The sequence below is a fragment of the Ornithinibacillus contaminans genome (assembly GCF_001038425.2).
Lineage (GTDB): Bacteria > Bacillota > Bacilli > Bacillales > Amphibacillaceae > Ornithinibacillus > Ornithinibacillus contaminans.
Map to the genome: position 1 here is coordinate 17,364 of NZ_LDPV02000011.1, position 26,419 is coordinate 43,782.

Here is a 26,419-nt window from a genome sequence, read left to right on the forward strand (position 1 = left end):
GTTGTTTGGTAATTTGAGCGATGTTTATGTTGGTTCGGGCGATGTTTTGCTGGTTTGGGCGATATTTTGCTAGTTCAGGCGATATTCTGCTAGTTCGAGCGATACCTCTCCAGTTCGGGCGATGTTTTGCTGGTTTGGGCGATACCTCTCTAGATCGGGCGATGTTTCGCTAGTTCGAGCGATACCTCTCTAGTTCGGGCGATGTTTCGCTAGTTCGAGCGATACCTCTCCAGTTCGGGCGATGTTTTGCTGGTTTGGGCGATACCTCTCCAGTTCGAGCGATACTTCGCTAGTTCGAGCGATACTTCGCCAGTTCGAGCGATACTTCGCCAGTTCGAGCGATACTCCGCTAAAATAAGATGTCACCGTTAATACTAATCCCCAACACATGCAGCAATAAACCCGTTATAAATTCCAAAAGAAGCCTCATCATCAGCTACTAGCATGCTTTCTGGATGCCATTGTACGCCAAGGACAAACCGGTGTGCTGTGCTTTCAATCGCCTCTATCACATCATCATTCGCAAGCCCACTAATTTGCATAGGCGAAACCACGTTTCGATTTGCTTGATGATGTCTACTATTAACTCTCAGTCTAGCTTTTCCAGTTAACCGGTGCAATAGGGAGTCTTTCGTAACATTCACATAATGTGAGCCATGTTCCTTTGGTGCATTTTGACGGTGTTGCAATAATGCCGCATCTATTTGGGAATAAATATCCTGATACATATCGCCACCGGTTGCGATATTCAATGTTTGACAACCACGACACACGCCAAGAATTGGTTTATCCATTTCTAGCAATCTCTTCATTAGGGCTATTTCAAATTCATCTCTGGCTGGAATAATGGTCCCTAATTTCGGATGTGGTTCTTCCCCAAATAGTGTTGGATCAATATCATATCCCCCAGTCGCATAGAACCCGTCAATTTTCACAGCAATTTCTTGTAGATCTTCCTCTTGTTGAAAATACGGGAGTAACACTGGAAGACCACCCGCTTTCAAAATGGCATTCACATTATCCGTAGCAACAGCATACACATCCTGATCTGTCTCTGTAGATGTAACAATACCAATTACTGGTTTCAAATCCATTCCTCCTCAACTTAAATTCCGTTACTACCTACTTTATGCAAAGGCTGTTGAATTCTTGATCTAGTACCATCTTACCAAATACAAAAATCAAATCGATATTTCTTACTGTTTTTTGAGCATAATGGAAAACAAAAGGTATTTATGGAGGAAATATGTTATGGATTCCCTTTTTCAAACACATATCGAACTATCTAGTTTTTATGACCCTAATGGCAATAAGATAACGCGTAAGACGGAAATTCGCTATGACCCGCTCACTGGCGAATCATCTCGGGTCGTGTATGATCCTGGTATAAACATCACACCACCACAATATAGCAATAACGCAAAACAGACATCGGCAACGAATTGTCCTTTTTGTCTACCGAATCTTACTTCTAAAACGCCGACATTTTCAAAAACAATCACGCCTGACGGTCAAATTAATCATGGGGATGCCACCGTATTTCCTAATTTATATCCTTATAGTAAGTACAATGGAATTGCTATTTTTTCGAAAGACCATATTATCGAATTAGAAAATTTCACTGTTGAATTGCTGCGTGATGCGTTTCTCGCTTGTCAAACCTTTATCAAAAAAGTGAGGAAGCTTGAAGTAAATCGTATTTATCCATCAATTAACTGGAATTACCTCCCCTATTCAGGTGGCAGTCAGCTACATCCACATCTGCAAGTGATTATTTCGGAATCGGCAACGAACTACCAAAGTTTATTCATTCGTAAATCACGTTCCTTCACCAGCAATCATGGGGTAGACTATTTAGATTTTTTATACGAAAAAGAAAGGCAGCTTGGGAAACGGTGGATTGGGGAGCACGGTCAGATTGCATGGTTAACTACTTTTTCACCGAAGGGTCATAATGATTTTATCGCAATTTTTCGTGGTAAAAATTCCATAACAGATATCACGACAGAAGATTGGACTAACGTTGCTGTTGGTCTACAAGCCATATTTAAAGCACTGATCGAACAAGGTTTACGCGCCTTTAATTTGGCCGTTCATATTTTAGAGGAGACCTCTATTCATGTTCGATTAATCCCCCGTTTAAATTTTGGCGAATTAAATACGAGTGATTTCAATTATTTTCAAGTCATGCATGATGAAGGGCTAACGTACAAATCCCCCGAAATGGTAGCCGAGCTTGCTCGTAAATATTTTTAATAGGAAAACTCCGCTACATAAATACATTCTTTCCGCTAGGATTTAGAATTTGCTTCAAGGTGATTGGAGATAATCAACAGTTATTGGACTTACTTAGATATTTACGTCCATTACAGTGACTCTAATAGACATTCCAACTCATAATAAGTTAGCTTTTGTCCATTAACACCGTTCTATTAGACATTTCCATTCACCTACATTATCCTTTTGACCATTAGAACAACGCTATTAGACAAAACCATCACCTATATAACAAGTAATGTCCAATAGCGCATATCCTCTTTTATCCCAAGCAAAAAGGGGCTCCCCAAAAGAGCCCCTTTTCCGAGCATGCATGCTATTTGTTGCCGTTTTGCATACTCTGTTCGGCGATTTTAATCATTCGTTTGACCATTTCGCCACCCACGGATCCGTTTTCTCGTGCAGTCGTGTCTGCTCCGGGCTGTACACCAAGTTCATTTGCAATTTCTTCCTTCATTTGGTCAATTGCATTTCTTGCACCTGGCACCAATAATTGATTATTGTTTCTAGCCATCACTGATCCCTCCTAGTGGGTATATCGAACAGATTACTCTGTTCTCCGATTAGGTTACGATTCCTACTATATTATTATACGGGCACAACGGTTCACATATGTCTTGACAGTTCTTATTCCCTACTTTATATTTTTAATTGCGAGACTTTTCTTTCTATTTAATTTTAAAAAGGGGGTACATCGTTGAACGTTTCTGAAGGCACTTCAAGGAAGGATAAAGCTATACATGAGGTTATCCAAGAGGTAGAAGAATCGTATTTTATTGGTAGAAACGATGAATTGAAGTACTTTCATGAATACATTAAAACAACAAATCCTGAACAAAAAATTCTACACCTTTACGGTAATGGTGGGATTGGGAAAACCTATCTGTTACAAGAATTTGCTAGAATCGCTGCCCAGTATAATATTCCATTTATCCTGTTAGACAGCCACGATTTTACTCATACAGCGCAAGGTTTTATTGAATACTTACATTCGTATCTGTTGTCCATACTCCCTCATACAGAACAAGATACGTCGTCTGTATCCATGAAAACCTGCCTACAATTGATAAATAAGCAATCAACTAAAATCATTATTGCCATAGATACATACGAGCAAATGGAGGATTTAGATAGATGGTTTCGGAACACGTTTGTACGGAAGTTAAGTACACATTGCTCCATCATGATAGCTGGTCGGAAGCAGCTAACAGGTGAATGGCAGGAATCCCCTGCCTGGCGCAAGCTTACAAGAGTTATGGAACTTAAACCTTTTGACTTCGAATTAACTGTGAATTATTTACTCAATAATGGGATAACCAAGGAAAGGGATATAAACATAATTTGGCAATTTACAAAAGGCCATCCACTTACCTTATCCCTGGCCATGATGAGTGATATTTTGAATAAAAATAATACCGTACTCACAGGTAACACATCCGGGATCTTAACAGAACTAACCAAAAGATGGCTAAGTGAAGTAAAGCATCAGCAGCTCTTTAGTCTAATTGAAGTCGCTGCACTTTTTAATGAATTCGATCAAAATTGCTTATCCGAAATCCTCCATAAAGAAATTACGAATCAAGAATTCCGTGAGCTTACATCATTATCGTTTATTAAAGCGACACGGCGTGGATGGAGTATTCACGAGCTTATTCGAGATGCCATCCAATTCGAGCTAAAGCAACGGAATCCAGATCGATATGATTATTTTACTAAAAAAATAATTGAATTCTACTACCATCGAATTATTAAACATTCCAGAAAAGAGGATATTGCCTCCTTTTTTTATCACATAGGAGATGAATTAATTCAATCTATTTTTTTTCAGGAATCGGTAAAGGACAGTTCCTTGTACTTAGAGCCTATTGGACCTTACAATTTTCATGAAGCAGAGGATTTCTTTGACTATGTAAAAAAACATGTATCAAAAAGCTCGGCTGATTTTTACAATCGGACAACTAATACCACTTTTCACTTTAATGCATCATTAGCTCACAATAAGCGAGAGCTTGAATTAATTGGTCCTGAATATATTAAAGAAATTAACTATACCGGAGCTAGTTTATTGAAGGATGAAAGCGGTGAAAGTCTCGGGTTATCTATCATTGTTCCGATTCACGAAGGTACCTTGTCACACCTCGAAAAAGAGCCCATTTCCCGATCTTATTTTACAAATTTAACGGAAGCAGAGAAGACATACTATCGTGTTCCACCAAATCAAACAGCTGGTCATTATATCCGTTATCTCGAATATAAGGACGCATCAGATAGTTATGTTCGTTCGTATTTATTGTATAGCCTATTTCCATTACTATTCCATGGAGGAAAGATACTAACCTCGACACCGTTACCACTGTTTCGGGACTTATTGGTTAAATTCGGTTTTCAGGAAGTACCAGGTGCCCAGCATTATGATTACGACGAGGAGATAGCCACACCTACCTTTTTGCTGGATCTAAGTGGTCCGCACCTTATTTCTTACTTGAAGCAATTCCTCAATCAAATTTCACAGCAGGATGAACTGAAATTGCTAGCTGAGAAATTTTCATTAACTGACCGAGAACAAGATATTGTGAGATTAGTATTAGAGGAAAAACCGACCATCGAAATTGCTAATGAACTATATTTGGCAGAAATCACGGTTAAGAAGGCACTAAGTCGTATCTATCAAAAAGCTAACGTCAAAAATCGTATCCAGTTCATGAAACGAATGATGGAAATTATATAACGTCCGCAGCCTACCTTTCCGTCACATAAACCACCAGCTAATCAAATTGATTAGCTGGATCATATTTTATTTTCATTTCCAATACTTTATTCAGAGTAAAGTCCTCACTACTATTTTTCTGCGTAATCACATCGGCCTCTACTATTTCTGATACTGCTGCAAGCCATTCCTGCGCTTTCTCGGGTGATTGGTTATGATTTAGCTCCACAATAACTAAATAATTGGCATCACGGAATTTAAAGGCGGAATCCAACCGAGACGTTCGCTTTAATTGACCATGTAACGCTAGTAAATGAATCGTTACCGGAATCAATGCTTGTTCTACGTAGTCTTTCACCATCTGTAATGTTTCGCCTTGCAATTCCGTCATAAAAAAATACTTTCTCATAGCGTTGGTGCCATCAAAAAGTTGTGCGTATTTACTCTCTATTTCCTCGTAAGGAATTACCTCCGTATTGTCCGCAATAGGCGTTGCGAGTTCTAGCAATGGTTGAATTAATTCTTCTTCTACCTTTTTATTTAGTTCACCAGCAAATACACCAATTAATCGAATAGACTTACTAGCAGAATTATTTTTATTCGTTTGCCTCATATTCGTAAGAACGAAATGGAATGTTATTTCATCTACAGCATTGTTCCGATATTCCTCAGCCCTTTGGATAATCTGTTGAAAATCTTTTACGTCATATAGCACATCAATCGCTAGGATGTTCGTCTTTAACGGGTATAGTTTAAGTTCAAGCTTTGTCACGACTCCAAAGGACTTCCTTGAACCTCTAATTGCCCAAAACAAATCTGGATGTTCGAAACGATTTACGTACAACAGCTCACCAGTTGCCGTTACTACATTTAGTCCTACTACATTATCACTAGTTAAACCGTAGAGCCCTCTTAAAAATCCAAATCCACCACTGGTGACCATATACGCAATTTTCATCTTGGAAATTGGCGCTAGTGGCGTTACTAGTCCATATGCCATCGTCTCACGATTAAGCTGGGCAGCTGTCACGCCCGCTTCAATTGTTGCTATTTTACTAACCTCGTCTATGTGTACGGCATTCATGCTGGATAAATCAATAATTGCCAGTTCATTATTATCGGAGACTATATTTTCATCAAAACTTCCATCTGGTATGATAAGCCTTTGACCAGGTTGGGAAACTTTTTTTATCACTTCGATTACTTCTGTCTCTGTTTTACAGGTAAACATAACAGTAGAATACGAATTCCTATATCCGTCCATTTCCTTATGAGTTCCACTGTTGAAAGGATGATCAACTTCTATCTTTTGGACCTTAATAAGCTTTACATTTTGCCCCATTGAAATCCCCCCATTATCATTTTTTTACAAGGTGAGTACGCCCAGCCCATTACCCATGTATCAAATGACTATACTTCTTATCACCTGAAATTAGAGTAAGCTTAACATATAACCAGATAGGTGTAATGTATACGGAGGTATATATTTTATGGAGCACAAAAGGGCCGTAATTACTACAGCCCCCAACTTAATCCTTCTTATCGTAAAACCATACTTTACATCTACCTAATTAATCGCCTTCCATGTCCGTACTAATCCATCTACAATTGGTTGAATTACTTCTCTATCTGTATCATATTTCAAATGGGACAAAGGGTTCCAGCTAGTTAATAATCCACCGGCATTAACTTCTACATCCTTTGTTACTGCTTTTGCATAGGCATCATTAATACCCTTTAACGGAAAAGCAAGAATATCATCCTTATCATAAAAATTTAACCATTCCCCCCGTAGCTTAGGATAATATTCCTTCACTTGTGGTGCAGGAACCGAGATCGGGGAGCCGAAATCAATATAGCGTAATGACCACATTGCCATCGGACTACCCATGGTATAAAAAAGAGTCAATGTTTGGCATTGTTCCATCGGATTATTACTTGTACACCAGCTTGTTTCTGGTCCTATATTCTTCTTGTTGTTTTGTAAATCATAAAAATAATTACTAGCAATAATCGTCCCTAGACTATGGCTAATCACACATAAGGGGGCATGCTGACCCGCTTTTTCCCGGAGTCGCTGAATAGACTTCGCGACCAGGGCATGGATTCGATCATAATTTTGATCTTTTATTCTTGTAGGTTGATAAGCTACCGCATCTGCTAAAAACTCAAGCACAAACCGTCTTAATCTACCAAAATCTAACTTGTGACTTTCTCGCAGCTGATCCCATAACGTTACCTGTTCTGGGGCAAAGATAGCGTTCCAATAAACTGGCTCAAATACTAACTCTGAATCAATTTGTTTATTGGAAAGTTTCTTTCTGAACCCTTTTCGGATAAGACTGATTAGTTTATCTGCAAAATCCTCTTCAGGAGTACCAGCACCATGAAGAATCAATACAGCAATTTTTTGACTCATCATTCTCCTCCTTTTCAACTTAAGCGCATGTAGACAGGTTATTTAATCATGATAAGAGAAAGTCCTTTCATTTAAAAGGTGAAGAATACCTAAGTTTCCGACGCTGTTTTCGTTTTTTTATAATCCCAAAGTACCGTCCATTCCCCGTCTAGACTGGTTGCGTAGACTTTTTGGACGATTGTAAAATTCCCGTATGTCCCTTGAAAATACTGATACACAGTTACGCGATACACCTTATCAATTGGTTCAGCATCCTCTTCTAATTGCCAATTTCGAATTCGTTCTGTATCTTCAATCGAAAAGGTAAATGTATTCACACCAAAATGGTTGAAGAACACATGCGCTCGATCCTGCAGGTACTCCGCTTTTTCAAACCGTTCCTTCATTAGTGGGTGGAACATCTCCCATGACTCAGCGAATTCCCCATTTCGTTCATACGTATAAAACTTTTTTACCGCCTTCTCTGCTTGATTAGACGGAGAATTTATAATGAAAACAAAGACCAAAATAAATAGCATACATAATACAAAAAAAACTAGGAAAAGACTAATAAACAGCTTCCTGTTATGATTTCGTATCATCGCGTTTCCCTCTTCCTATTACTTGGACTACTACTATAACTATTCAGCAAAATAATTAAATATAAGTAGTACATTGGGAAAAGTCAATTGTAAGCTAGGTGAGATTGTAGAAAAAACTCGAAATATGTCAAAATCTTGTCGACATAGGTAAAAAGTTGTGCTATGCTTTTAAAGCAATTATATTTTTTCATACATATGTTCTATGGAGGTGAAACAAATGTCAGTATCAAGAATTTTGAAATGGGTAACTGGTGCTCTTGAAGCATTATTAGGTATTCCAGTTTTAGGCGCAGTTATCATAGTTGGTCTTGCTTGGACTCCACTATTAATCATGCTAGTTCTTCACATCATTACTTTAGTACTTACGAAGAAGGATGGCGGAGCTTCAACAGGAAGTATCCTCGGAATCATCACATCATGTGTTGGTTGGATCCCAGGAGTTGGAATGGTAATGCATATCCTATCTGCAATCTTCCTAATGATCAATGCAGCAAAACCTGATAACGCTTCTAACGGAGTAGTTGCTGGTTAATCGTTTAGACAACTAAGACTCATGACATAATTGAGTCTTTTTTCTTTGCTCAAAATGACAAGTAAAATTAACCATATAAAAAACAGCCCCTAACTAGCACTACGCTAATTGGAGCTGTTTTATTTTTACTGGATAATCATCGCATGACTACCCACTTTTTCATAAATATCAAAGAAACGATCCTTTGGATACGCTACATTACCTTTTAATGGATCCATCACATATACGTCCTGTTCACTAAAACCCGTTAGTACAACAGTATGTGAATTTCTCAACACATCTATACGCTTCTCGGTACCCGTAATATACCAAGAATAATTTTGAAGCGGCTCTGTTAAATCGACTGTCATCCACATAATCACCGGTATGCCTTGTTTAATAAGTGCCAATAATTCTTCCTCACTACTACCACTAACATCCACTGGCTGATGAGTACCATTCGCTTTGGTAAAATAGCGTTTGACCGTTTCCATTATTGGTGGTGTGTAACTAAAGAAGCCTTGATAGGCACTTCTAGGATCGCCTGCATATGCCTTAAACGGATCTGCACCATATAATTTACCATCCATAACCTCAAAGGCTACTTTTGGTAAATACTGATCGGAAAGTGTTGTCTTCTCCACTTCATAGCCATAAAAATTCAATACAGCAGTAAGGGCAGTAACTTCACATCCATTAGGTAGCTCGGGCTTTTGCAAGAGCTTTTCTACTGGTAAATTCATCTCGGTAGGGACGATTTCACGATTAGCTGTCCGCTCAAAAGCTAGAATGTCTGCACGTAGCTCGTTCGAAATTTTAAGTGTTTCCTTTTCTTGAGCAAGTTCTATTAATTCTGGTTCAGTATTCAATTGATAAGGACTTATCACATTCGTCTGAACTACTTGTAAGTGAGTACCTACTGGGAATTCATTTGATTGCGCAATCCCTTTATCGGAGGTTGAAAGTTCTTGTATGACTTCATTTGTTACAGGATCTATCAACTGATAGGTTGCAGATTTGATTGGATAACCATTTTCAGCATCGACACTAAAAATCGTAAGGACTCCAGTGTTATTCCCAAAGAACCCTTTCACCGAAGCGTATAGCTTCCCACCTTGCGTAGCTATTACAAGAACACTAACAAACAAGAGAAATAATAGGAATGAATTTCGCAAAATCAATTTCATTGAGAGATCTCCCTACCGGATTCCTGTAATAACTTGCATTTTCCCGCTTCCGATTATGATGATATTTCCGTTTCCATATCCACAAAGAAACGCTTGTACCACACTAAAAATACATAAACTGTCCAAATATATCGAGCACGATTTGCTTGGCCATGATAGTGCTCATCAAGGTACTTAAGCAACTCATCAACTTCAAAAAACTCTTCTGCGATAGTTGATTCAAACATTTCTCGTACACGACTATAGTATTTCGCTTGCTTCAACCAATCACGGAATGGTACTGGGAAACCAACTTTTGGACGCTTTGCCCATTCGTCTGGTAATACTTCATTCGCAGCCTTACGAAGTACATATTTCGTATCGATATCATTTACTTTTAAATGCGCTGGAATTTTTCCTGCCATTTCCATCACTTCTTTATCCAAAAATGGAACACGAAGCTCAATGGAATGGGCTGAACTCATTTTATCTGCTTTTAGTAATATATCACCTGGTAGCCAATGCTTCATATCTACATATTGCATTTTCGTCACATTATCTTTACCCGCAACACGTTGATAGGATTCACGAACAATCTCAACAGGTGTTGGTGCATTTTTATAGTCATCTTTCAAAACAGACAAAGCATCCTTCTCATCGAAAATTTTAGCCTGTCCGATGAATTTTTCCTCAACCCTTTGTCCCCCTTTTACGAAGAAGGTAGTAATGCGATTTTCAGGAAGAACCTTCGCAGCATGGTATACCATACGGCGTAAGAAGAACGGGATTTTCTCATATGCACGCATTTCTTTTGACGTTTCATACCAAGCATAACCGCCAAAGATTTCATCTGCACCCTCACCAGAAAGTAATACAGTCGCATGCTTACTAGCAAGCTCTGCTAAGAAATACAACGGTACAGAGGATAGGTTTGATTGTGGTTCATCCATATGGTACTGCACGGTAGGAATCACATCAAAAAACTCATCTGCACTAATTATTTTCTTATGGTTCTCAATGCCTAGCTGTTTCGAAAGGTCAGCAGCAATATTAGTTTCATTGAATATGCCTTCATAGTCTTTGAATCCAACCGAGAAGGTTTTGTCAGGCTTCAGTAATGCAGTGATATAGCTGGAATCTACCCCACCAGATAGGAAAGATCCAACTTTCACATCACTAATTCGGTGGTAATTAACCGATTCCTTCATCGTCTCTTTAATCTGTTCCACATAAAATTCAAGGGAATTTTCTTCGGTTTCAAACGGAACATCCCAATATTGGTTAATTTCCATTTCTCCATTTTTATAAAGCATATAATGCCCAGGACGAAGCTTGTATACACCCTTAAAGAACGTTTCATCAAGCGCAGAATATTGGAATGTCAAGTATGGCTTCAATGCTTGTTTATTTAATTCTTTTTGGAAACCTGGGAATTTCATAAACGATTTAATTTCTGATCCAAATAATAACGAGTTATCTGTTGTATTTTGTGTATAATAAAGTGGTTTAATCCCAAAGAAATCACGCGCAATAACTAATGTTTCTGCTTTTTTATCCCATAAGGCAAAAGCGAACATTCCACGTAATTTTTGTAAAATATCCACACCATACTCTTCATAGCCATGAATGATAACTTCTGTGTCACTTTGACTCTTAAACACATGACCTTTTTCCTTTAATTCATCCATTAATGCCTGATAATTATAAATTTCCCCATTAAAAATCAACGAAACGGAATCATCTTCATTAAACATTGGCTGACTAGCATCTGTTGTTAAGTCAATGATTTGTAGTCTTCTAAACCCTAACGTAACATTTCCATCCACAAAAAAGCCGTCACTATCAGGACCACGGTGTCCTATCGTATTCATCATTTCTTGTATTACATTTGATTTATCTATATCGATTGTATTAGTCGCGAATCCAACTATACCGCACATAGCATGATCTCCTCTTAGTTTGAAATAATATCCGGTATCCTACTAACTTATCTATCTAGTAGTGTAAACATGTTCTCTTTCATTTCATACCTACTAATTTTATCAAGTTAGTGACACAATCACAAGCCTAATTATGACAGCCTCCAGCTTTATTTTTTCAGGGAGTAGATTCAGGTTCACCGTTAATACGAAAAAAAGAAAGTAGTCCGGGGGTGAACTACTTCCTTGGGTACGTGAAGGGGCCAAGCGTGGAGACATGAGGAATAGAGAAGGAATATAAAGAGGGGATGTTTATCATGCAGGTGGTCTATATGACATTTCTGCCAAACGACGATTGGTTGCAGCAATGATTTCCAATAACTGTACAATCGTCTTCTCATGTTGCTCCACCCTCCTTTTCAACTCTTGAAATTCACTTTTATTCATTCATGATTCACTCCCTTCTATCCCTTGCCTTTATATGTATCACAAATGGGTATTTTAGACTAATTTCTATTTTTATGTTTTTTGACTTATTTCGACAGTATAAATGCTATAAAAAAATCATATTCCGAGATACTTTCATTAATTATTTGATTTTCAAGCGAAATTTTCTTATGAAAATAAATTTACTTCTTTCGTTCAACAAATTTCGACAAGAGTGATTGGAACCTCATGGAAATGTCTATGTTACCTAAATTTCACAAAGATTTCTTGAATAAAATACTTCCTCCTTAATATACTTGGTAACATGACTTAAAGGAGGGTGTTAAATGCCTGGTAGCACTTTTTCAACGGAATTAAATTTGCCAATTGAGATGATTTGGGATTTTGTAAGTGATATGAATAAGTGGGCACCTTTAGTTCCTGGCTATATCGAACATAAGATTCTTAACGAGAGACAGTCGACCTGGAAATTTAAAGGCGATATCGGTAAGCTCCAGAAAACAATTAGTATGCGAATTGATATTACCGAATGGATAAAACCAACAAAAGTTCGATTCACATTAACTGGTATTAGTGAGAACGTCACTGGTAATGGATATTTCGAAGCGAAAAGCATTACTGATTTGGAGACAAAGATGACTGGAAACCTTAATGTTACTGCAAAAGGTATTATGGGTCCGGTGATAAATCCCGTATTAAAAACATTGATCCCGAAAACAACCCAAAAATTAACCGAAGCAGTTGCAACCCAGCTAGTTGAAAATCAGCGAGTGATGGCAAGAGGATAGCAATTATGATTCGTTATTATTTTTTTGAAAGATAGTGGCTTTTGGGTCATCATGACGTAATCTAATCTCGCTCTATTTACGTGAGGATATCCATGACCACCAAAACGAAAAGGGACAAAAGTGTTGGTAAGATAAAATACGAACGTTGGTGCACGATACGTGATCCGAGAGTATCGTGTATTGTTCGACTTTTTATCTTCTCATTTACATTTGTCCCTCTTCGTTTTTATCTAGTTGTTTTTGTTACCTATTAACCTGAGAAACGTACTTCCTACTGCTTCATTTCCCATTCATGAATTTCATACCCTCTTGCACCAGTTTCAATATATGGATCCTTTACTGCCATCGCTTCAGCCTCCGCTAAGCTCACTGCTTTGTAGATAACTAATCCACCTGCACCGTCAGTAAATCTGCCCTTTGCAAAGATATGCCCTTCCTGTTGTTTTTCCTCTAGATAGGCTAAGTGCTCCGCTCGATATCGTGTACTTTTTTCTTGATCCTTCATTGGTAAAAACACTGCAAAATATTTCATATGCGGCTCCCCTTTGCTTTTACGATTTTTTCTTAAACTGTATTGCTATCATAATTCTAACAGAATTGCCAAATACTAATAAGTAAGAACGTACATATTCGTATTTGAAAGGAGTAATTCTAGATGAATTATAAGGCACTAGGTATCAAATTAATTATCAATATTATTGTTGTATTTTCTATCTTCGGTATTTTTTATGATGCTTCCTTATTGAATCTATTTTGGATTAGTATACTTTCCACACTACTTGCATATTTCATTGGTGACCGCATTCTCTTACCGCGATTTGGCAATACGATAGCGACAATTGCAGATTTCGGACTTGCTTTTATATCATTAGCTGCCCTTGGTAGTATTTTAATTCAAACCGACATGCCCATTGTCCTTGCAGCATTGTTCGCAGCCTTTTTCCTCGCACTTACCGAACCATTTTTGCACACTTACTTAATCGAAAAATCTAAAACTGAAAAGAGACACACCAGTAGAACAGCAAATCGTCGGTTTCAAACCGAGTTTGGCGAAGAGACCTCAACACTGGATAGGACGAAGAATAAGCCCGCAAATAGAGACCCAAGAAAATAATAGGCAAATAAAAACGCTACGAATTGGCTCACTCCTTTTCGTAGCATTTTTACATTACTCCAATCGATGGCGCTCACTATGAATAATCTCTTCTAATGACGTCTCCGATTTCGTATGGTTATGAATATCACAATAGTACACCACCGTTTTGATTCGGTGTGAAATATGGCAGGTTCGTGTTCGCTTCATAAAATTTTTCCAGTATGTATAGTCATGTGTCCCTACCTCGATGACATTATAATCAACACTGGATTTCTGCCAATTATGCTCTTCTAATGAAGTCGGGATTCTCTCCATCATCTCAAGGTTAGCCACACGATAATCAAATCCCGTTAAAGCCATCCATACAAGCAACAATATCCCAATTCGAAAATATAACAACCTCAACATCATCACCACACTAAATAGAATAACCTCAGTAAAGTAATTTCCTAAAATAGAAATGATATACATAAAGAGGTGCCAACCACACACCCATTCGACAAAATTCGGGTGGTGACAGGCACCTCTACAAGCTTACTCTTTGGTCATAATGTTATTTCTTGGTCTTATATTAATGGTCATTTCTGTTTCGCTTTGGGTGAAGCCATCTTCATTTACTGCTTCTGCTACCAGTTGGTATTCACCTTGTGGTAAGTATAGCTTTTCATTAAAGACGCCACCTGGATTTGTTTTTGTTTCAATTACTAGTGTGTCTCCATCATAAATGCGGATGGTCGTACTTGGATCAGCTGTTCCACCTATAACGATTGGTGCACCGTCTCGTTGCTCATCAGATTCTTTCTTCCAAACTGGTGCTGATGGTAATTGGCCTGTTGCATCTTTTGCCCATTCCACCGCTTGGGCAAATAGTTGTTTTCCTTCTTCTGTCCATCCTCTTGTTGGACCAACCATATTATTAACCGCAAAGGCCGATAATAGTAAATGCATATGCTCATTGCTACGGAATGTGTAGGCAATGGATGACCCTTTATCCGCTTCATCTACTGCTAAATTGCCAAGTGTCATACCACGATAATCGGTAAAGGTCGCATAAGGACTTTTCGCAGCCAAAATTGGAATTGGACCAGATTCAAACCCTTCAAATATCGGGTGATCAGTCATATCTGTTTGGATAAACACCTCGCCCTCATCGTATCCCTGTTCATGTAATGCTGGATATCCTAACGCCCCTTCCAGTAATGGAATAGACCCAGTCGTTCCCCACGTATCAAGGAATACTAAGCTCGTCTGATATTGATCACTGGCAGCAACTAACGCCTCGACATCGGCTGGTTCTGCATCACTAGCGTTCACAATGATTACATCGTACAAATTAACATTATCCAGCACATTCCAATTAACCTGCTCTGCTGCTAGATTTTTTTCCTGTAGTACATTCGATATTTCTCCCTTGAAATCACCGAGTACAGCAATATTATAGGAACTAATGGAAGCATTTAACTCCACGTTTTGCCCATTTTCAATCGTCACTGCTTCAGTCATTGTCAGATAGCCATCTTTTTCAAATGTTAAAACATACTCACCAGCTAAAAGCTCTGTTAATTGATAGTTTCCGTCCGAATCAGATGTAGCTGTCATTTCCAGTGCTTCGTCTTGATTTGTGGCAGTAATCGTCACATCGGATAATCCTTCACCGTTTGGTGTTGTCACTTGCCCATAAATCGTCATACGCTCTGATGCTTGGAGGGTGACGTTTAGTTCTACTGCATCTCCAATATTTTCCACCACAACTGTTTCCTGTACTGGTTCATAGCCAATCGCAGTAATGGAAACTGTATGCTCTCCCGTACCAACCCCGATCGTAAAGCGTCCCTGATCATTAGTACGGACCGAAATATTCTCATCCGGTATTCGGACAGTTGCACCTTCAATTGGTTCTCCGTCCTCTGTTTGGACAACACCCGAAATTTCTCCAAGGGACGCATGGATTGCCCAATCTACTGCATTGATATAAATATTTCTTGCATCGTCCGTCCACCGTTCTCCCGGAGACCCGTAGATACTTGATGCCAAACCACTAAGCAATAGATGGACATGTCCACTGGATCGGAAATCATATGCAATTCCGCTGCCTAAGCGTCCTTCATCAACATGTCGTAAATCAGCAATGGTTGTGCCACTATAATCATCAAACACACCATATTGTTGTGTACTATCCTTTCTCTCCAATATTGTAATTTGATCGCCTACATTATATCCCCTAAATATCGGGTGCTCTTCCAACACTTCATATTCAACTGAATCTGTAACAAAATCAGTATTCGTAGACCCTGGGTCATCTAAATAGTCTCGTAAATGATTGATTGAGCCAGTGCCATATTGATTTGGAAAAATCATGCTAACCTGCGCCTCATCAGCAGCATTAATTAAAGCTAGAAAATCTGCCTCTGTCATACTTGTAGCCGCATCGTTGAAAATAACTAGCGCAAAATCTTCTATTCTATCCTTAACTAGCCCGTGTTCATTACGATCAAATTCCACAACCTCATACCCATTTTCCTCTAAGAACGGAGTCAATCTTCCATGATTCGCACTAGTTGCGATGACCGCAATCGCCTGTGAATCTGCTAGCGTCATGGTTAACGATGATGTTTGCCCTTCTATCAGGGTAACCGAACTCGTTTGTGGCTGAAACCCGCTAGCTGTTACGCGTACATCATACACACCCTCTGGTACGACTAATTGGAATGTGCCGTTCTCATTCGTTTCTGTTTTTAACGGTGTACCTAGCACTTCCACTACCGCTCCAGCAATGACATCACCAGTTGCGCTTGAACGCACGATTCCTGAGAGCTCCCCAACTGCATCTGACTGTAGCACAAAGCTCTGCTCTAGGATTTTTCCGTTTTCTACTTGGACGTTAAATTGTTTCGTTTCATGACCAAATCCCGCTATCATTAACGTATAGGATCCTTCTGCAAGACCAACAAAGAAATTACCATTATTATCAGTTTCTACTGTTTGACCAGTTTCCTCCACCGTAATCTCCGCTTGAATCACAGCATCCAAATCATTCATTACCTGTCCTCTAATCTCACCAGCATAGCTACCTTCATGGTCAATCGCCCAAAGAACAGCATTGCTAATGATTTTTTCACGATTTTCATCAAATGCTGGTTGGCCAGGATAGTAACCATAACCAAATGTCATGCCACCAAGTAATATTTCTACGCTATTAATAGTACGCCCTTTAAAGCCCACCATATAGCCTTCTTCCTCTACGCCTTCCTTCTCATAATCCATGAGCATCGTACCAGTATAGTCATCAAAGCCGTAGTAATATCCGCTGTTCCCATTAAATTGGAACGTTTCTGGCACTCCTTCAAAAATAGGATGGTCCTGTACAATAGTTGCTGTCTGTATGCCACTGCCACTACCACGATACTCAACTCCCGGATCACCGAAATAGTCATATAAGTAGCGGATACTACCTTTACCACCATGTTGGCCCGTCCAGATGACTGATGTTTCCGTTTCATCAAGTGCTTTTACAAATGCTTTAAACGTCTCTTCATCTGGTATCAAATCATTGTTATAATCCGAATTTGCAAACACTAAATCAACTTCGTCCAACATCTCCACATCATCATAGAACATAGATACTGTATTATAGCCCTTTTCCTTCAAATACGCTGCTACAGTTCCGTAAGAAGCCGACTGGGCATCCACGACTATACCAACTGTCGGGGAAGGTCGTAATGCGGTATTATATGTTTTGGTTTCACCTGGACCGATTTCAATCGTTAACTTTTCTTCTAAAAATCCGTCCTTCGATATCTCTACGTCATAGGTACCTGGCTCCAAATCGTCAATTTGATAGTAGCCTAATTCATCCGTATATGCTTCACGTGGATAGCCAACTACTTTTACATACGCTTCTGGGATAGCGGAAAATTGTGCCTGGTTGGTAATTTGACCCTTTAATACACCAACATCCTCCTGTAATGCCATCTCCAAATTCATTGGCTCCAGTGCATCACTAATGGTAATAGTAAAGGTTTGTGTCACATAGCCATAGGCAGCTAATGTGATCGTTGCATCACCATCTAAAGCAGCAATGTTAAATTCAGGATTCTCTGGGCTTGTTTCTGCTGTCATTTCAACCCCATCCATCTCTAATGTAACGTCAGCCTCAATCGCTTCTCCATTTTCATTCGTAATGCTACCACGGAACACATTAAAATCTTCATATGCCGCCCATATTACAGAATCAATAAAAAGCTGCTTTCCGCTATCTGTATAATCTTCACCATCATGAGCAAGCTCTGCACTATGGCCACTTAGTAGTAACTCCATGCTGTCACCAGTACGTGGTTTAAACCCAACACCAGCCCCATGAACCGTTTCATTGCCCGCATGTTTTATATCTGCTAGGACATAGCCAGAATAATCATTAAACGAGGAAACACGACTACCATCCGGAACAAGTAAATCTATTGTTTCTCCAGCTGCAAGCTCCCCAAACAATGGATTTTCTTCACGGACAACATATTGCGCAGCGCTTGTTCGAACATTAACAGTTTCCCGTGTGGCAGGATCCTTTCTAGCGTTTGTCAACGCATAAATCCCCCCGCCGGAAAAATAGGAATCCCCATAGATAATACTTACACCTTGCTCGTCTGCAGCTTGTTCTAGATTTTTCAGACTCGCCTCCGTCACACCACTAGCATTATTGAAAAACACGACATCATAAGCATCAATTTCTTCAGTCAACGTCGCAATGGACGTATAATTCGTTGTATCAATATTCGCTTCTGCAAATAGCATATCAAGTGTATAGCCATAAGTCTTGTCTCCAAGAATAGCTAGCTCTGGCTCTGGTGTTAATGCCTGATTATATTCTACCGGCGGTCCATTTAACTCCAACACATTTTGACTAAGTACATATTCATCGTGATTAAACTCGATCGTATAAATGGCTGCCGGAAGCGCATCGAATTCATAATAGCCATTCGTCCCTGTCGTTGTCTCTGCCACAAGTTCCTCTGATTCGTTCTTCAACAGGACTTGAACATTTGCGACTGAATTCGTAGACATAGCATCCGTAACGATACCTGATAGTTTGCCATCAGTTGAAGAAGTTAACTGAATCGCTTCTGTGATTGGTTGACCGTTTTCAAAGGTAACCTCGACGATTTCTGTTTCATAGCCTGTTAGACGAACCTCTAATTCATAAGTTCCTTCATCATGGAACAGCTCGAATTGACCGTGATCATCTGCTTTCACTTGGACGCCTGTTTCGATTACTTGAACACGTGCCTGTACAGGATTTCCTTGTTGATCGGTGACTTGCCCGGTTAATTTTCCAAAAGCTGCATCGTCTAATAAAAACTGCACCGAATTTACGAGTACATTATGCTGTGGCTGTAACCAGTGTTGGGTAGGAAGATTCCAGGAAGCAGTTGAATTATTTGCTAACAACAAGTGTGCACTATTTTCAGAAACTGCTTTATACGCAACCCCTGCACCTACATTTCCTAATCTACCGCTAATGACAGTAGCTAAGTTCCTACCTGAGAATCCATTAAACCAGCTTCCTTTTCCACTATTCATGATGGGAATTTCGTCTCCCTGACTATAGTCATCAAAGATTGGGTGATCCTGACTAACTTTTAACGAAATAGATGCATCATTAAAGTCGCTCTCTAAGGAAACTGGGTCCTGATAATGGGTAACTAAATCACTAATAGAGCCATAACTTGGTCCCCAAACATCGGTAAAAATAACACTGACATCAGCGACTAATGCTTCTGCCAATAAAGCATCTAATTCCGCTTTACTAGGAGTCCAGCCACCAGATGTGTAAGCACCATTTAGATATAGCAGGCTGTAATTCTCAATTTCCCCTTGGATATCCTCCCAAGTACGCTCTTCTGCTGGTATACCATTTCCATTTAATAGATTGACAATGGTAGCATTATAGTCATTTAAAACGGCAACATCGATTGGATTAAGCTCAACCGATAACGCAAACTGTTCACCAGCACTGATTGTAACTGGTTGACTTTCCTTAACGTACCCACTTCCATCAAATAACACATCATAATTACCTGCATAAATCGATGGAAACTCGAACACTCCTTCCTCATCTGTTGTCGCCTCTAAAGACGTATCTTGAACGGTCACCTGAACCCCAGCTACAGCTTTACCACTCCGACTATCAACAACTGTTCCTGTGAGCTGTCCCTGTTCAACAGGATTCAACTGATACGTATGATTGAATCGGTAGCCTGATTGAATGACAAATTGCGATTCTACCTGCTCCAAGCCATTGCTACTAATTCGGACATCATAGCTACCAGGGAGCAAGGACATTTCAAATTCCCCATTGCTATTCGTGTCGGTTTTCAACTCCGTTCCAACAATTCTCACTGTTCCTACCACAGGATTTCCTGCACCATCCTGAATTGTACCAGCCAGAATTCCTGGGGCTAAGAATCGTTCTAGTCCATTTTGTGTTGCAACAATAATTTGTCCATTTGAAATTGCTGGCGTAGACGAACTGGATCCACTTAGGCTCCATTGATCTAAAAGTTCCCCACTGTTGACATCGACAGCCTTAAGGGAAAACGTACCATCAACGACAAAGTAAATTCCGTTGCTAGTAACTACTCCATTATTCACCGTCGTATTAACATTTTTATTATCCCAAAGCAATTCCCCACTGTTTCGGTCAAATGCTTTTAAGGACGGTACAGACGCGGAACTAACCATAACAGTGTCCTCATAAATAACAGGTGATGCTGCTTGGGTATCACCAATTCCATCAACATGCCATAATTCCTCACCCGTTTCTACGTTCACCGCCCATAACGTTCCATTACTATCAAAATCCGTACTGAACGCATAAACCGTATTTTCCACAACCACTGGGAACGAGGCAAAACCTCCCCCACTTACTTGGAATGTCCAATTCAAGGTACCATCCTGCTTGGACAACGCCTGCAGTTTACCATCTTCAACACTACCGATGATTAACTGTTCACCTGCTAATGCCCCACCTGAATAACTACTAGACGGAATTGTTGTCGACCATAGTTCACGACCATCTTCTGCATTTAAGGCGGACACTTTAGTCAATTCTTCGAAGCTTGACGTTACATAGAGTGTCCCGTCTTCATAGATTGGAGATTCATAGACAGGGAAGTTTTCCGTGTTAATACTCCAATGCACTACCCCACTTGTAATGTCTAACGCATACAGCTTTTGATCTTGTCCACCAGCAACATACACATAGTCATCGGTAATCGTAGGTGTGCTTCGGTTCATTCCACCTGTTCGAAAACTCCATTTTTCCTCACTTGTCTCGATATCATATGCCCGCACATTGCCTGATTCCGTTACAATTATCACCGTGTCTTCATTGACAACTGGTGAAGAAAAGACCACGTTCCCGCCAACTCGGATATCCCACGAAGGCTCCAGGTAATCAATTGCAATGTCCTCGTTCGATAACGGGTTTCTAGCATTATTATTGTTTCCCGTCTTCCATAATTCATCTGAAGTTGGGTTATTTTTGGCTACGGTCATATCTAGACTTACATCCGCTGTAACAGCTACCAATTCCGTCTGGCTCGTGATCCCTTTTCCAGTTACTGAAAGCTGATAGTTCCCTTCTGGTACACCTGTAATCGTAAATTCTCCATTTTCATCAGTCCGGACAAATCCAATTGGCGTATTCTGCACACGGACATAGGCAAACACAGCCGGCTCACCTTCAGTTGTTTCTACTACTCCCTGAATGTTATACTGATCAGACTTCGGCAGCTGCCAAGCAACATCAAGCACTTGGTCCTTTTCAACCGTCACTGTAAATTCCTCAGTTCCATAGCCAAAGGATTCAACCGTTATCGTATGAGTACCCTCACGTAAGTTGAATTGGAATGTCCCATCTGCAGGAACAACTATTTTCAAATCCTCTTCTGGAATTAAAATTGTCGCAGAAATTGGGGAGCCATTTTCATCCGTAACTGTCCCATTTACCTGACCTGCAAATCCCGCTGTCGTAACAGCAGCATAAGCATTTACAATCCCATTTCCATACAAATCATTCGGTAAATCTCCCATGTGAAGCTCTGTTCGTGCCGTATTTTTCAGTAATTCTTTTACCTCGTCAATGGTCAATTCTGGATTTGCCTCTAGTATCAAGGCAATTACGCCAGCAACATGAGGTGTTGCCATCGACGTCCCACTAATTGTGTGATAGCCATTCCCTGGCCATGCCGAGTAAATATCGTAACCTGGAGCAGATACATCAGGCTTAATTATCCGTTCATTTTCCCAATAGACAGGTCCTCTACTAGAGAAATATGCAATTTGGTCATTACTATCTGTCGCCCCAACAGCAAACGATTCTGGGAAGCTTCCTGGCGCACCAATTGAGCCTGATGCTGGACCATCATTCCCTGCAGCAAACAGTGGAAAAATACCCGCTGCAACCCATGCTTGAACATCCGCTTGGAAGGTGGTGTCTGTTGTATTGGGATTTCCCCAAGAGTTATTAACGACCTGTGGTGCTTTTGCAGGATCTCCACCTGGTGCCATAAACCATTGGAATGCCTGATGGATTCCTGATTCTGTCGCAAACCCGCTATCATTAAAGATTTTCGCAGCAATCCATTCTGCTCCAGGTGCAACACCAACTGGTTCACCTTCTCCTCCACCTACCGCTGTCCCGGCAACATGGGTACCGTGCCCATTTCCATCACCTGGTGTTTGGTAACCATCTCCGGAAAAGTCAGCCCATGAATATTGGTGGTCGCCATCACGACCACGATAATTAGCTGCGAGTGCCTCATGCGTTACGTCAACACCAGTATCCATGATTCCGACGACAACCCCGTTGCCATCAATTCCATAACGGCTCCATACATCAGTAGCATTTACTTTTTCTAGCCCCCATTCAGGCAAACGAGGTGCTGTATCACTCACTGTAACTTCTGGGACCTCAAATACTTTTTCCAGTAAAATTTTTTCAACATCATCACGCTTTGCTAATTCTTCTAATGCTTCTTTTGTCACACGCGTAGCAATTCCATTGATAATCCAAAGTGGCTTTATCTCTTCTGCTTGTCCTTTTTGTGAAAAACTATCCAGTTGCCTTAACACCGCTGATTGTGATGTTTCGGCAATACGTTGCAATTGATTTTGCACATGCTGTAAGCGTTCCTCACGACTGGTTTTCTTTTCAGCATCTGCCAAAACATTCTTCGCACTCGTCGTATCATCCTTCATGTGAATAATGACACTAACCTTCTCTTCTTCTTTTAGAGATTGGTAAATTTTTTGCTCTACCTTTCCCTCCATTACAATTTGATTTGCTTGATTGTCTATGGCATTTTTGTCTGTTTGTTCAGCAGTATTAGTTGAGCTGCTGTCATAGGAGGGCTTGTCTATTTCTAGCCCGTCATGTAACCGAGGTAGCCCGTCCTCACTAGTGACTTCGAGTTGCTTATTAGACGAATCTTCCTCTGTGTTCTTCTCACTAGCTTCCAGCTCCTTTTCTAGCTTCATATCTTCCTCTATCGTGTTTAGTGCTGGTGCTTCTGTCCCTTCAGCATGATATACTGTCAGAGGTGTAAACAAGGAAAATAAAACTAAGGCAATCGCAAAAATCGCCCATATTCTGCGATACTTTCTGTTCATCAACCGCATTCCAACTCCTCCACCTTCACATAAAATAATCAGATTCTTACTAATAATTTAAATTATGTTAACATTATTAAAATAATCTAACAATATCACAACAAACAAATAAGCACATAAACCCACACAAGATAGGCAAAAAGTAATCCCAAAACCAACAAAGACCTAGAACCAAACATTGGGTGCCTGTCACCACCCGGTTTTTGTCGATTCTTGTTGGTACAAAGCAATAAAAAAAGCACCTGCGTCGTTAAACACAAATGCCTTTCTTATCGATTCTCACTAGTTCACAAGCGCATATACAATCCTGTAAATCCTAAAAAAACACAATTTCCCCTCCATCCATTGGCATCTCCTTAATTTCCTTCTCCTCATTTACAAATTCCTGATATTTCTGCCGCTTCTCCAATGCATTCCCGTCCATACAATCTAACACCGCATTAACATTTAACATCGAATGCCCTGATGTATGTAAATATAAGCGATAGCTACTCCATCGGTAACTTTCAGGGGTTTCAACCAAGCCTGCCTTCAGCGGATTCAAATGAATATATCTACTTACTCTTAGCATAGCTAGATCCGTATTTATCAAGCGATCAAAGTAACGCTTTTCAAACACGTGTCCAGTTAAATTGTTTTTCGTATTGTAATAATCCGCATAACGTTTATTAATTAACGACATAACTTTTGAAATCGTCTGACTATCCGACCTCATCTGTAAGTGAAAATGATTGGACATCAAGCAATATGCAGCTAAATCAAATGGTGTTTTTTGCTTAACCTCCTTTAACAAATAAAAAAATGTCCGGTAATCTATCTCCGTCTTAAACAAATCGTCTCGCTGATTCCCACGGCATACAATATGATAGTAATACCCTGGCAACCATTCCCTCTTCTTTCTCCCCATTATGAATCCCCTTTGTTCTATATAGTGTTTTCCCCTTCTACCTTAATAAAAAGAAGCAAAACCGTCTAAACTAAATAAATCGAAATTAGCACCTCATGATTAGCGAGAAATCCATAAATTCCTAAGAGGAAATTGTATCATTTAGCAACAGAACTAGTTAAAAGACAAAATTACATGATTATTTCATTCGACAATATTCGGGTGGTGACAGGCACCCAAAAGGGGGATTGGATTGGCTTGATTCAGGTAATTGCTATTTCAGAGATGGATGAGCGGGTGATGAATTTGGCGATCGATGAGGTGGATTTGGAGCAGTATCAGTGGTGGTGGATTGATTTTAATAACCCAACAGAGGAAGAGATTAAGAAGCTCGATACCGTTCTACATTTCCACCAACTGGCGATTGAGGATTGTATTCATGGCCAACAGCGGCCAAAGCTAGATTATTATGAGGACTACTCACTTGTTGTTACGCACACACTTGATCCCGAAAACTTTAAACCATTCGAAATAAACTTTTTTATTGGTAAAAACTATATCGTTACCTTTCATAAACATGACCTGCAAGAAATTAATCAAGTTTGGAATGCCTTTTTACAATTACCATCTTATGAAGGGTGGGACGAGTATCGTATTTTCTACGAAGTATTCGATAAAGTGGTGGATAATTTCTTCCCGATTATCTATGAGCTCGAGGATAAAATTAATGAAGTAGAACAAAATCCTCATGCCGTATCGATGAATGTCCTGCTAGATACGCTCTTTGAATTACGACATCAGCTCTTGCGATTAAGGCATGCGATCCACCCAATCAGAGATTTATTGTATCGCATATTAAATTCACATCATCTCGATGGGATTGAAAAACGAAGAGAATACTTTCTCGATATATATGATCATTTATTAAAGCTGTCCGAAATGGTTGATTCCAATCGGGATATTACCAATGATATTCGTGATAATTTCATTTCCTTAAACTCCTACCAGCAAAATAAAGTCATTCAAATCCTAACAGTGATTACATCTATCTTTGCACCACTGACCTTTATTGCTGGAATTTACGGCATGAATTTCTATAATATGCCTGAGCTTACATGGCATTACGGGTACTTCCTCATCCTTGCAGTGATGCTATTGATTAGCGCATTCATGATTCTCTGGTTCAAAAAGAAGGGCTGGTTCAAATAGCGCCTGTTTAAAACATTGATTATTCGACAAAATTCGGGTGGTGCCAGGCACCTCCTTGACACTAGAATGCTTTGTCTTTATAATTAGCCGAGTGATATTTGATGTATCCATATTTAAAGATTGGAGAGGTTCTTAGCTATACCCTCTATAAAAAACTAAGGCCAGATGATGCGATTACGAAGTCATGTGCCTCTTAGGTACATGGCTTTTTTAGTAGATTGATAACAAAGGAGGTAACAAAATGGCAGGAAGACGTGATGAAGACTTAACAGAGCTAACACTTCTTGGCAGTCAAGGCACCACCTATGCATTTGACTATACACCTGAAGTACTAGAAACCTTTGATAATAAACACCCAAACCGAGATTATTTTGTTAAATTTAATTGTCCAGAATTCACCACACTATGTCCGAAAACAGGGCAACCAGACTTCGGTACCGTATACATAAGCTACATTCCCGATACTAAAATGGTCGAAAGCAAATCACTAAAACTATATTTATTTAGCTTTCGCAACCATGGTGACTTCCATGAGGATAGCATGAATATTATTATGAACGATTTGATTACGATAATGGATCCAAGATATATCGAGGTATGGGGAAAATTCACTCCACGAGGTGGTATTTCCATCGATCCTTACTGTAATTACGGTAGACCTGGAACGAAGTATGAGCACATGGCTGATCATCGCATGATGAACCATGATATGTATCCCGAAAAAATTGATAATCGCTAAAAACTGAC

General features: G+C 39.7%; 19 protein-coding genes and 1 riboswitch. Of the genes, 7 read left to right on the forward strand and 12 right to left on the reverse strand.

The window, feature by feature from the left end; translation table 11 throughout:
• Positions 1-374: 374 nt before the first annotated feature.
• Positions 375-1,088 (reverse strand): gamma-glutamyl-gamma-aminobutyrate hydrolase family protein, encoded by a 714-nt coding sequence (locus tag JF53_RS02265; RefSeq protein ID WP_047981786.1) that lies wholly within the window; start codon positions 1,086-1,088, stop codon positions 375-377.
• Positions 1,089-1,251: 163 nt separating this feature from the next.
• Here JF53_RS02265 and JF53_RS02270 point away from each other — a divergent pair, with 163 nt between their 5' ends.
• A complete protein-coding gene (locus tag JF53_RS02270) occupies positions 1,252-2,256 on the forward strand; it encodes a hypothetical protein (RefSeq protein WP_047981787.1) in 1,005 nt (334 codons plus the stop codon).
• Positions 2,257-2,593: 337 nt separating this feature from the next.
• Here the strand turns inward: JF53_RS02270 and JF53_RS02275 are convergent, their stop codons facing one another.
• On the reverse strand, positions 2,594-2,791 hold the full coding sequence (locus tag JF53_RS02275; protein ID WP_047981788.1) for an alpha/beta-type small acid-soluble spore protein: 198 nt from the start codon (positions 2,789-2,791) through the stop codon (positions 2,594-2,596).
• 183 nt (positions 2,792-2,974) lie between these two features.
• On the opposite strand from JF53_RS02275, the gene JF53_RS02280 reads away from it, so the two are divergent.
• Positions 2,975-5,005 (forward strand): ATP-binding protein, encoded by a 2,031-nt coding sequence (locus tag JF53_RS02280; protein ID WP_047981789.1) that lies wholly within the window; start codon positions 2,975-2,977, stop codon positions 5,003-5,005.
• A gap of 37 nt (positions 5,006-5,042) precedes the next feature.
• On the opposite strand, the gene JF53_RS02285 is transcribed toward JF53_RS02280, so the two are convergent.
• From JF53_RS02285 to JF53_RS02295, 3 genes are all read right to left on the reverse strand, one after another.
• Positions 5,043-6,326, reverse strand: a complete 1,284-nt coding sequence (locus JF53_RS02285; RefSeq protein ID WP_047981790.1) for an FAD-binding oxidoreductase — start codon at positions 6,324-6,326, stop codon at positions 5,043-5,045.
• Positions 6,327-6,551: 225 nt separating this feature from the next.
• Positions 6,552-7,403: a hypothetical protein gene (locus JF53_RS02290; protein ID WP_047981791.1), complete on the reverse strand. Its 852-nt coding sequence runs from the start codon at positions 7,401-7,403 to the stop codon at positions 6,552-6,554.
• 89 nt (positions 7,404-7,492) lie between these two features.
• Entirely contained in the window at positions 7,493-7,984 is a 492-nt protein-coding gene (locus JF53_RS02295) for a hypothetical protein (protein ID WP_047981792.1), read from the reverse strand.
• Between the two features lie 217 nt (positions 7,985-8,201).
• Between JF53_RS02295 and JF53_RS02300 the strand changes: the two genes are divergently transcribed.
• The gene (locus JF53_RS02300; RefSeq protein ID WP_047981793.1) at positions 8,202-8,516 is read left to right on the forward strand and encodes a hypothetical protein; all 315 of its coding nucleotides are present in this window, start codon (positions 8,202-8,204) and stop codon (positions 8,514-8,516) included.
• A gap of 125 nt (positions 8,517-8,641) precedes the next feature.
• On the opposite strand, the gene JF53_RS02305 is transcribed toward JF53_RS02300, so the two are convergent.
• From JF53_RS02305 to JF53_RS17930, 3 genes are all read right to left on the reverse strand, one after another.
• Positions 8,642-9,682 (reverse strand): C39 family peptidase, encoded by a 1,041-nt coding sequence (locus JF53_RS02305; RefSeq protein ID WP_047981794.1) that lies wholly within the window; start codon positions 9,680-9,682, stop codon positions 8,642-8,644.
• A gap of 53 nt (positions 9,683-9,735) precedes the next feature.
• Positions 9,736-11,601 (reverse strand): asparagine synthase (glutamine-hydrolyzing), encoded by a 1,866-nt coding sequence (asnB, locus tag JF53_RS02310; protein WP_047981795.1) that lies wholly within the window; start codon positions 11,599-11,601, stop codon positions 9,736-9,738.
• Between the two features lie 294 nt (positions 11,602-11,895).
• Positions 11,896-12,027 carry a hypothetical protein gene (locus tag JF53_RS17930; protein WP_269083292.1) on the reverse strand — a complete coding sequence of 44 codons (132 nt, stop codon included), beginning with the start codon at positions 12,025-12,027 and terminating at the stop codon, positions 11,896-11,898.
• Positions 12,028-12,353: 326 nt separating this feature from the next.
• Between JF53_RS17930 and JF53_RS02315 the strand changes: the two genes are divergently transcribed.
• Positions 12,354-12,815 carry a CoxG family protein gene (locus JF53_RS02315; RefSeq protein ID WP_047981796.1) on the forward strand — a complete coding sequence of 154 codons (462 nt, stop codon included), beginning with the start codon at positions 12,354-12,356 and terminating at the stop codon, positions 12,813-12,815.
• 271 nt (positions 12,816-13,086) lie between these two features.
• Here the strand turns inward: JF53_RS02315 and JF53_RS02320 are convergent, their stop codons facing one another.
• Positions 13,087-13,347: a YciI family protein gene (locus JF53_RS02320; protein ID WP_047981797.1), complete on the reverse strand. Its 261-nt coding sequence runs from the start codon at positions 13,345-13,347 to the stop codon at positions 13,087-13,089.
• 123 nt (positions 13,348-13,470) lie between these two features.
• Here JF53_RS02320 and JF53_RS02325 point away from each other — a divergent pair, with 123 nt between their 5' ends.
• The gene (locus tag JF53_RS02325; RefSeq protein WP_047981798.1) at positions 13,471-13,929 is read left to right on the forward strand and encodes a DUF2512 family protein; all 459 of its coding nucleotides are present in this window, start codon (positions 13,471-13,473) and stop codon (positions 13,927-13,929) included.
• Between the two features lie 54 nt (positions 13,930-13,983).
• On the opposite strand, the gene JF53_RS02330 is transcribed toward JF53_RS02325, so the two are convergent.
• The 3 genes from JF53_RS02330 to JF53_RS02340 form a co-directional block, all read right to left on the reverse strand.
• A complete protein-coding gene (locus JF53_RS02330) occupies positions 13,984-14,382 on the reverse strand; it encodes a hypothetical protein (RefSeq protein WP_047981799.1) in 399 nt (132 codons plus the stop codon).
• A gap of 63 nt (positions 14,383-14,445) precedes the next feature.
• Positions 14,446-23,586: a carboxypeptidase regulatory-like domain-containing protein gene (locus JF53_RS02335; RefSeq protein WP_047981800.1), complete on the reverse strand. Its 9,141-nt coding sequence runs from the start codon at positions 23,584-23,586 to the stop codon at positions 14,446-14,448.
• Positions 23,587-23,893: 307 nt separating this feature from the next.
• Positions 23,894-24,484 (reverse strand): REP-associated tyrosine transposase, encoded by a 591-nt coding sequence (locus tag JF53_RS02340; RefSeq protein ID WP_047981801.1) that lies wholly within the window; start codon positions 24,482-24,484, stop codon positions 23,894-23,896.
• 237 nt (positions 24,485-24,721) lie between these two features.
• Here JF53_RS02340 and corA point away from each other — a divergent pair, with 237 nt between their 5' ends.
• Both corA and queF read left to right on the forward strand, forming a co-directional pair.
• On the forward strand, positions 24,722-25,672 hold the full coding sequence (corA, locus tag JF53_RS02345) for a magnesium/cobalt transporter CorA (RefSeq protein WP_047981822.1): 951 nt from the start codon (positions 24,722-24,724) through the stop codon (positions 25,670-25,672).
• A gap of 119 nt (positions 25,673-25,791) precedes the next feature.
• Positions 25,792-25,837, forward strand: a riboswitch (PreQ1 riboswitch).
• A 76-nt stretch (positions 25,838-25,913) separates the two neighbouring features.
• Positions 25,914-26,411, forward strand: a complete 498-nt coding sequence (gene queF, locus JF53_RS02350) for a preQ(1) synthase (RefSeq protein WP_047981802.1) — start codon at positions 25,914-25,916, stop codon at positions 26,409-26,411.
• Positions 26,412-26,419: the final 8 nt, after the last annotated feature.

Coding starts and splice junctions, on each gene's coding strand:
- JF53_RS02315 (WP_047981796.1), top strand. CDS start 12,354: ATGCCTGGTAGCACTTTTTCAACGGAATTAAATTTGCCAATTGAGATG.
- JF53_RS17930 (WP_269083292.1), bottom strand. CDS start 12,027: ATGAATAAAAGTGAATTTCAAGAGTTGAAAAGGAGGGTGGAGCAACAT.
- queF (WP_047981802.1), top strand. CDS start 25,914: ATGGCAGGAAGACGTGATGAAGACTTAACAGAGCTAACACTTCTTGGC.
- JF53_RS02285 (WP_047981790.1), bottom strand. CDS start 6,326: ATGGGGCAAAATGTAAAGCTTATTAAGGTCCAAAAGATAGAAGTTGAT.
- JF53_RS02290 (WP_047981791.1), bottom strand. CDS start 7,403: ATGAGTCAAAAAATTGCTGTATTGATTCTTCATGGTGCTGGTACTCCT.
- JF53_RS02300 (WP_047981793.1), top strand. CDS start 8,202: ATGTCAGTATCAAGAATTTTGAAATGGGTAACTGGTGCTCTTGAAGCA.
- JF53_RS02335 (WP_047981800.1), bottom strand. CDS start 23,586: ATGCGGTTGATGAACAGAAAGTATCGCAGAATATGGGCGATTTTTGCG.
- JF53_RS02275 (WP_047981788.1), bottom strand. CDS start 2,791: ATGGCTAGAAACAATAATCAATTATTGGTGCCAGGTGCAAGAAATGCA.
- JF53_RS02295 (WP_047981792.1), bottom strand. CDS start 7,984: ATGATACGAAATCATAACAGGAAGCTGTTTATTAGTCTTTTCCTAGTT.
- JF53_RS02330 (WP_047981799.1), bottom strand. CDS start 14,382: ATGTATATCATTTCTATTTTAGGAAATTACTTTACTGAGGTTATTCTA.
- JF53_RS02270 (WP_047981787.1), top strand. CDS start 1,252: ATGGATTCCCTTTTTCAAACACATATCGAACTATCTAGTTTTTATGAC.
- JF53_RS02320 (WP_047981797.1), bottom strand. CDS start 13,347: ATGAAATATTTTGCAGTGTTTTTACCAATGAAGGATCAAGAAAAAAGT.
- JF53_RS02305 (WP_047981794.1), bottom strand. CDS start 9,682: ATGAAATTGATTTTGCGAAATTCATTCCTATTATTTCTCTTGTTTGTT.
- JF53_RS02340 (WP_047981801.1), bottom strand. CDS start 24,484: ATGGGGAGAAAGAAGAGGGAATGGTTGCCAGGGTATTACTATCATATT.
- JF53_RS02325 (WP_047981798.1), top strand. CDS start 13,471: ATGAATTATAAGGCACTAGGTATCAAATTAATTATCAATATTATTGTT.
- asnB (WP_047981795.1), bottom strand. CDS start 11,601: ATGTGCGGTATAGTTGGATTCGCGACTAATACAATCGATATAGATAAA.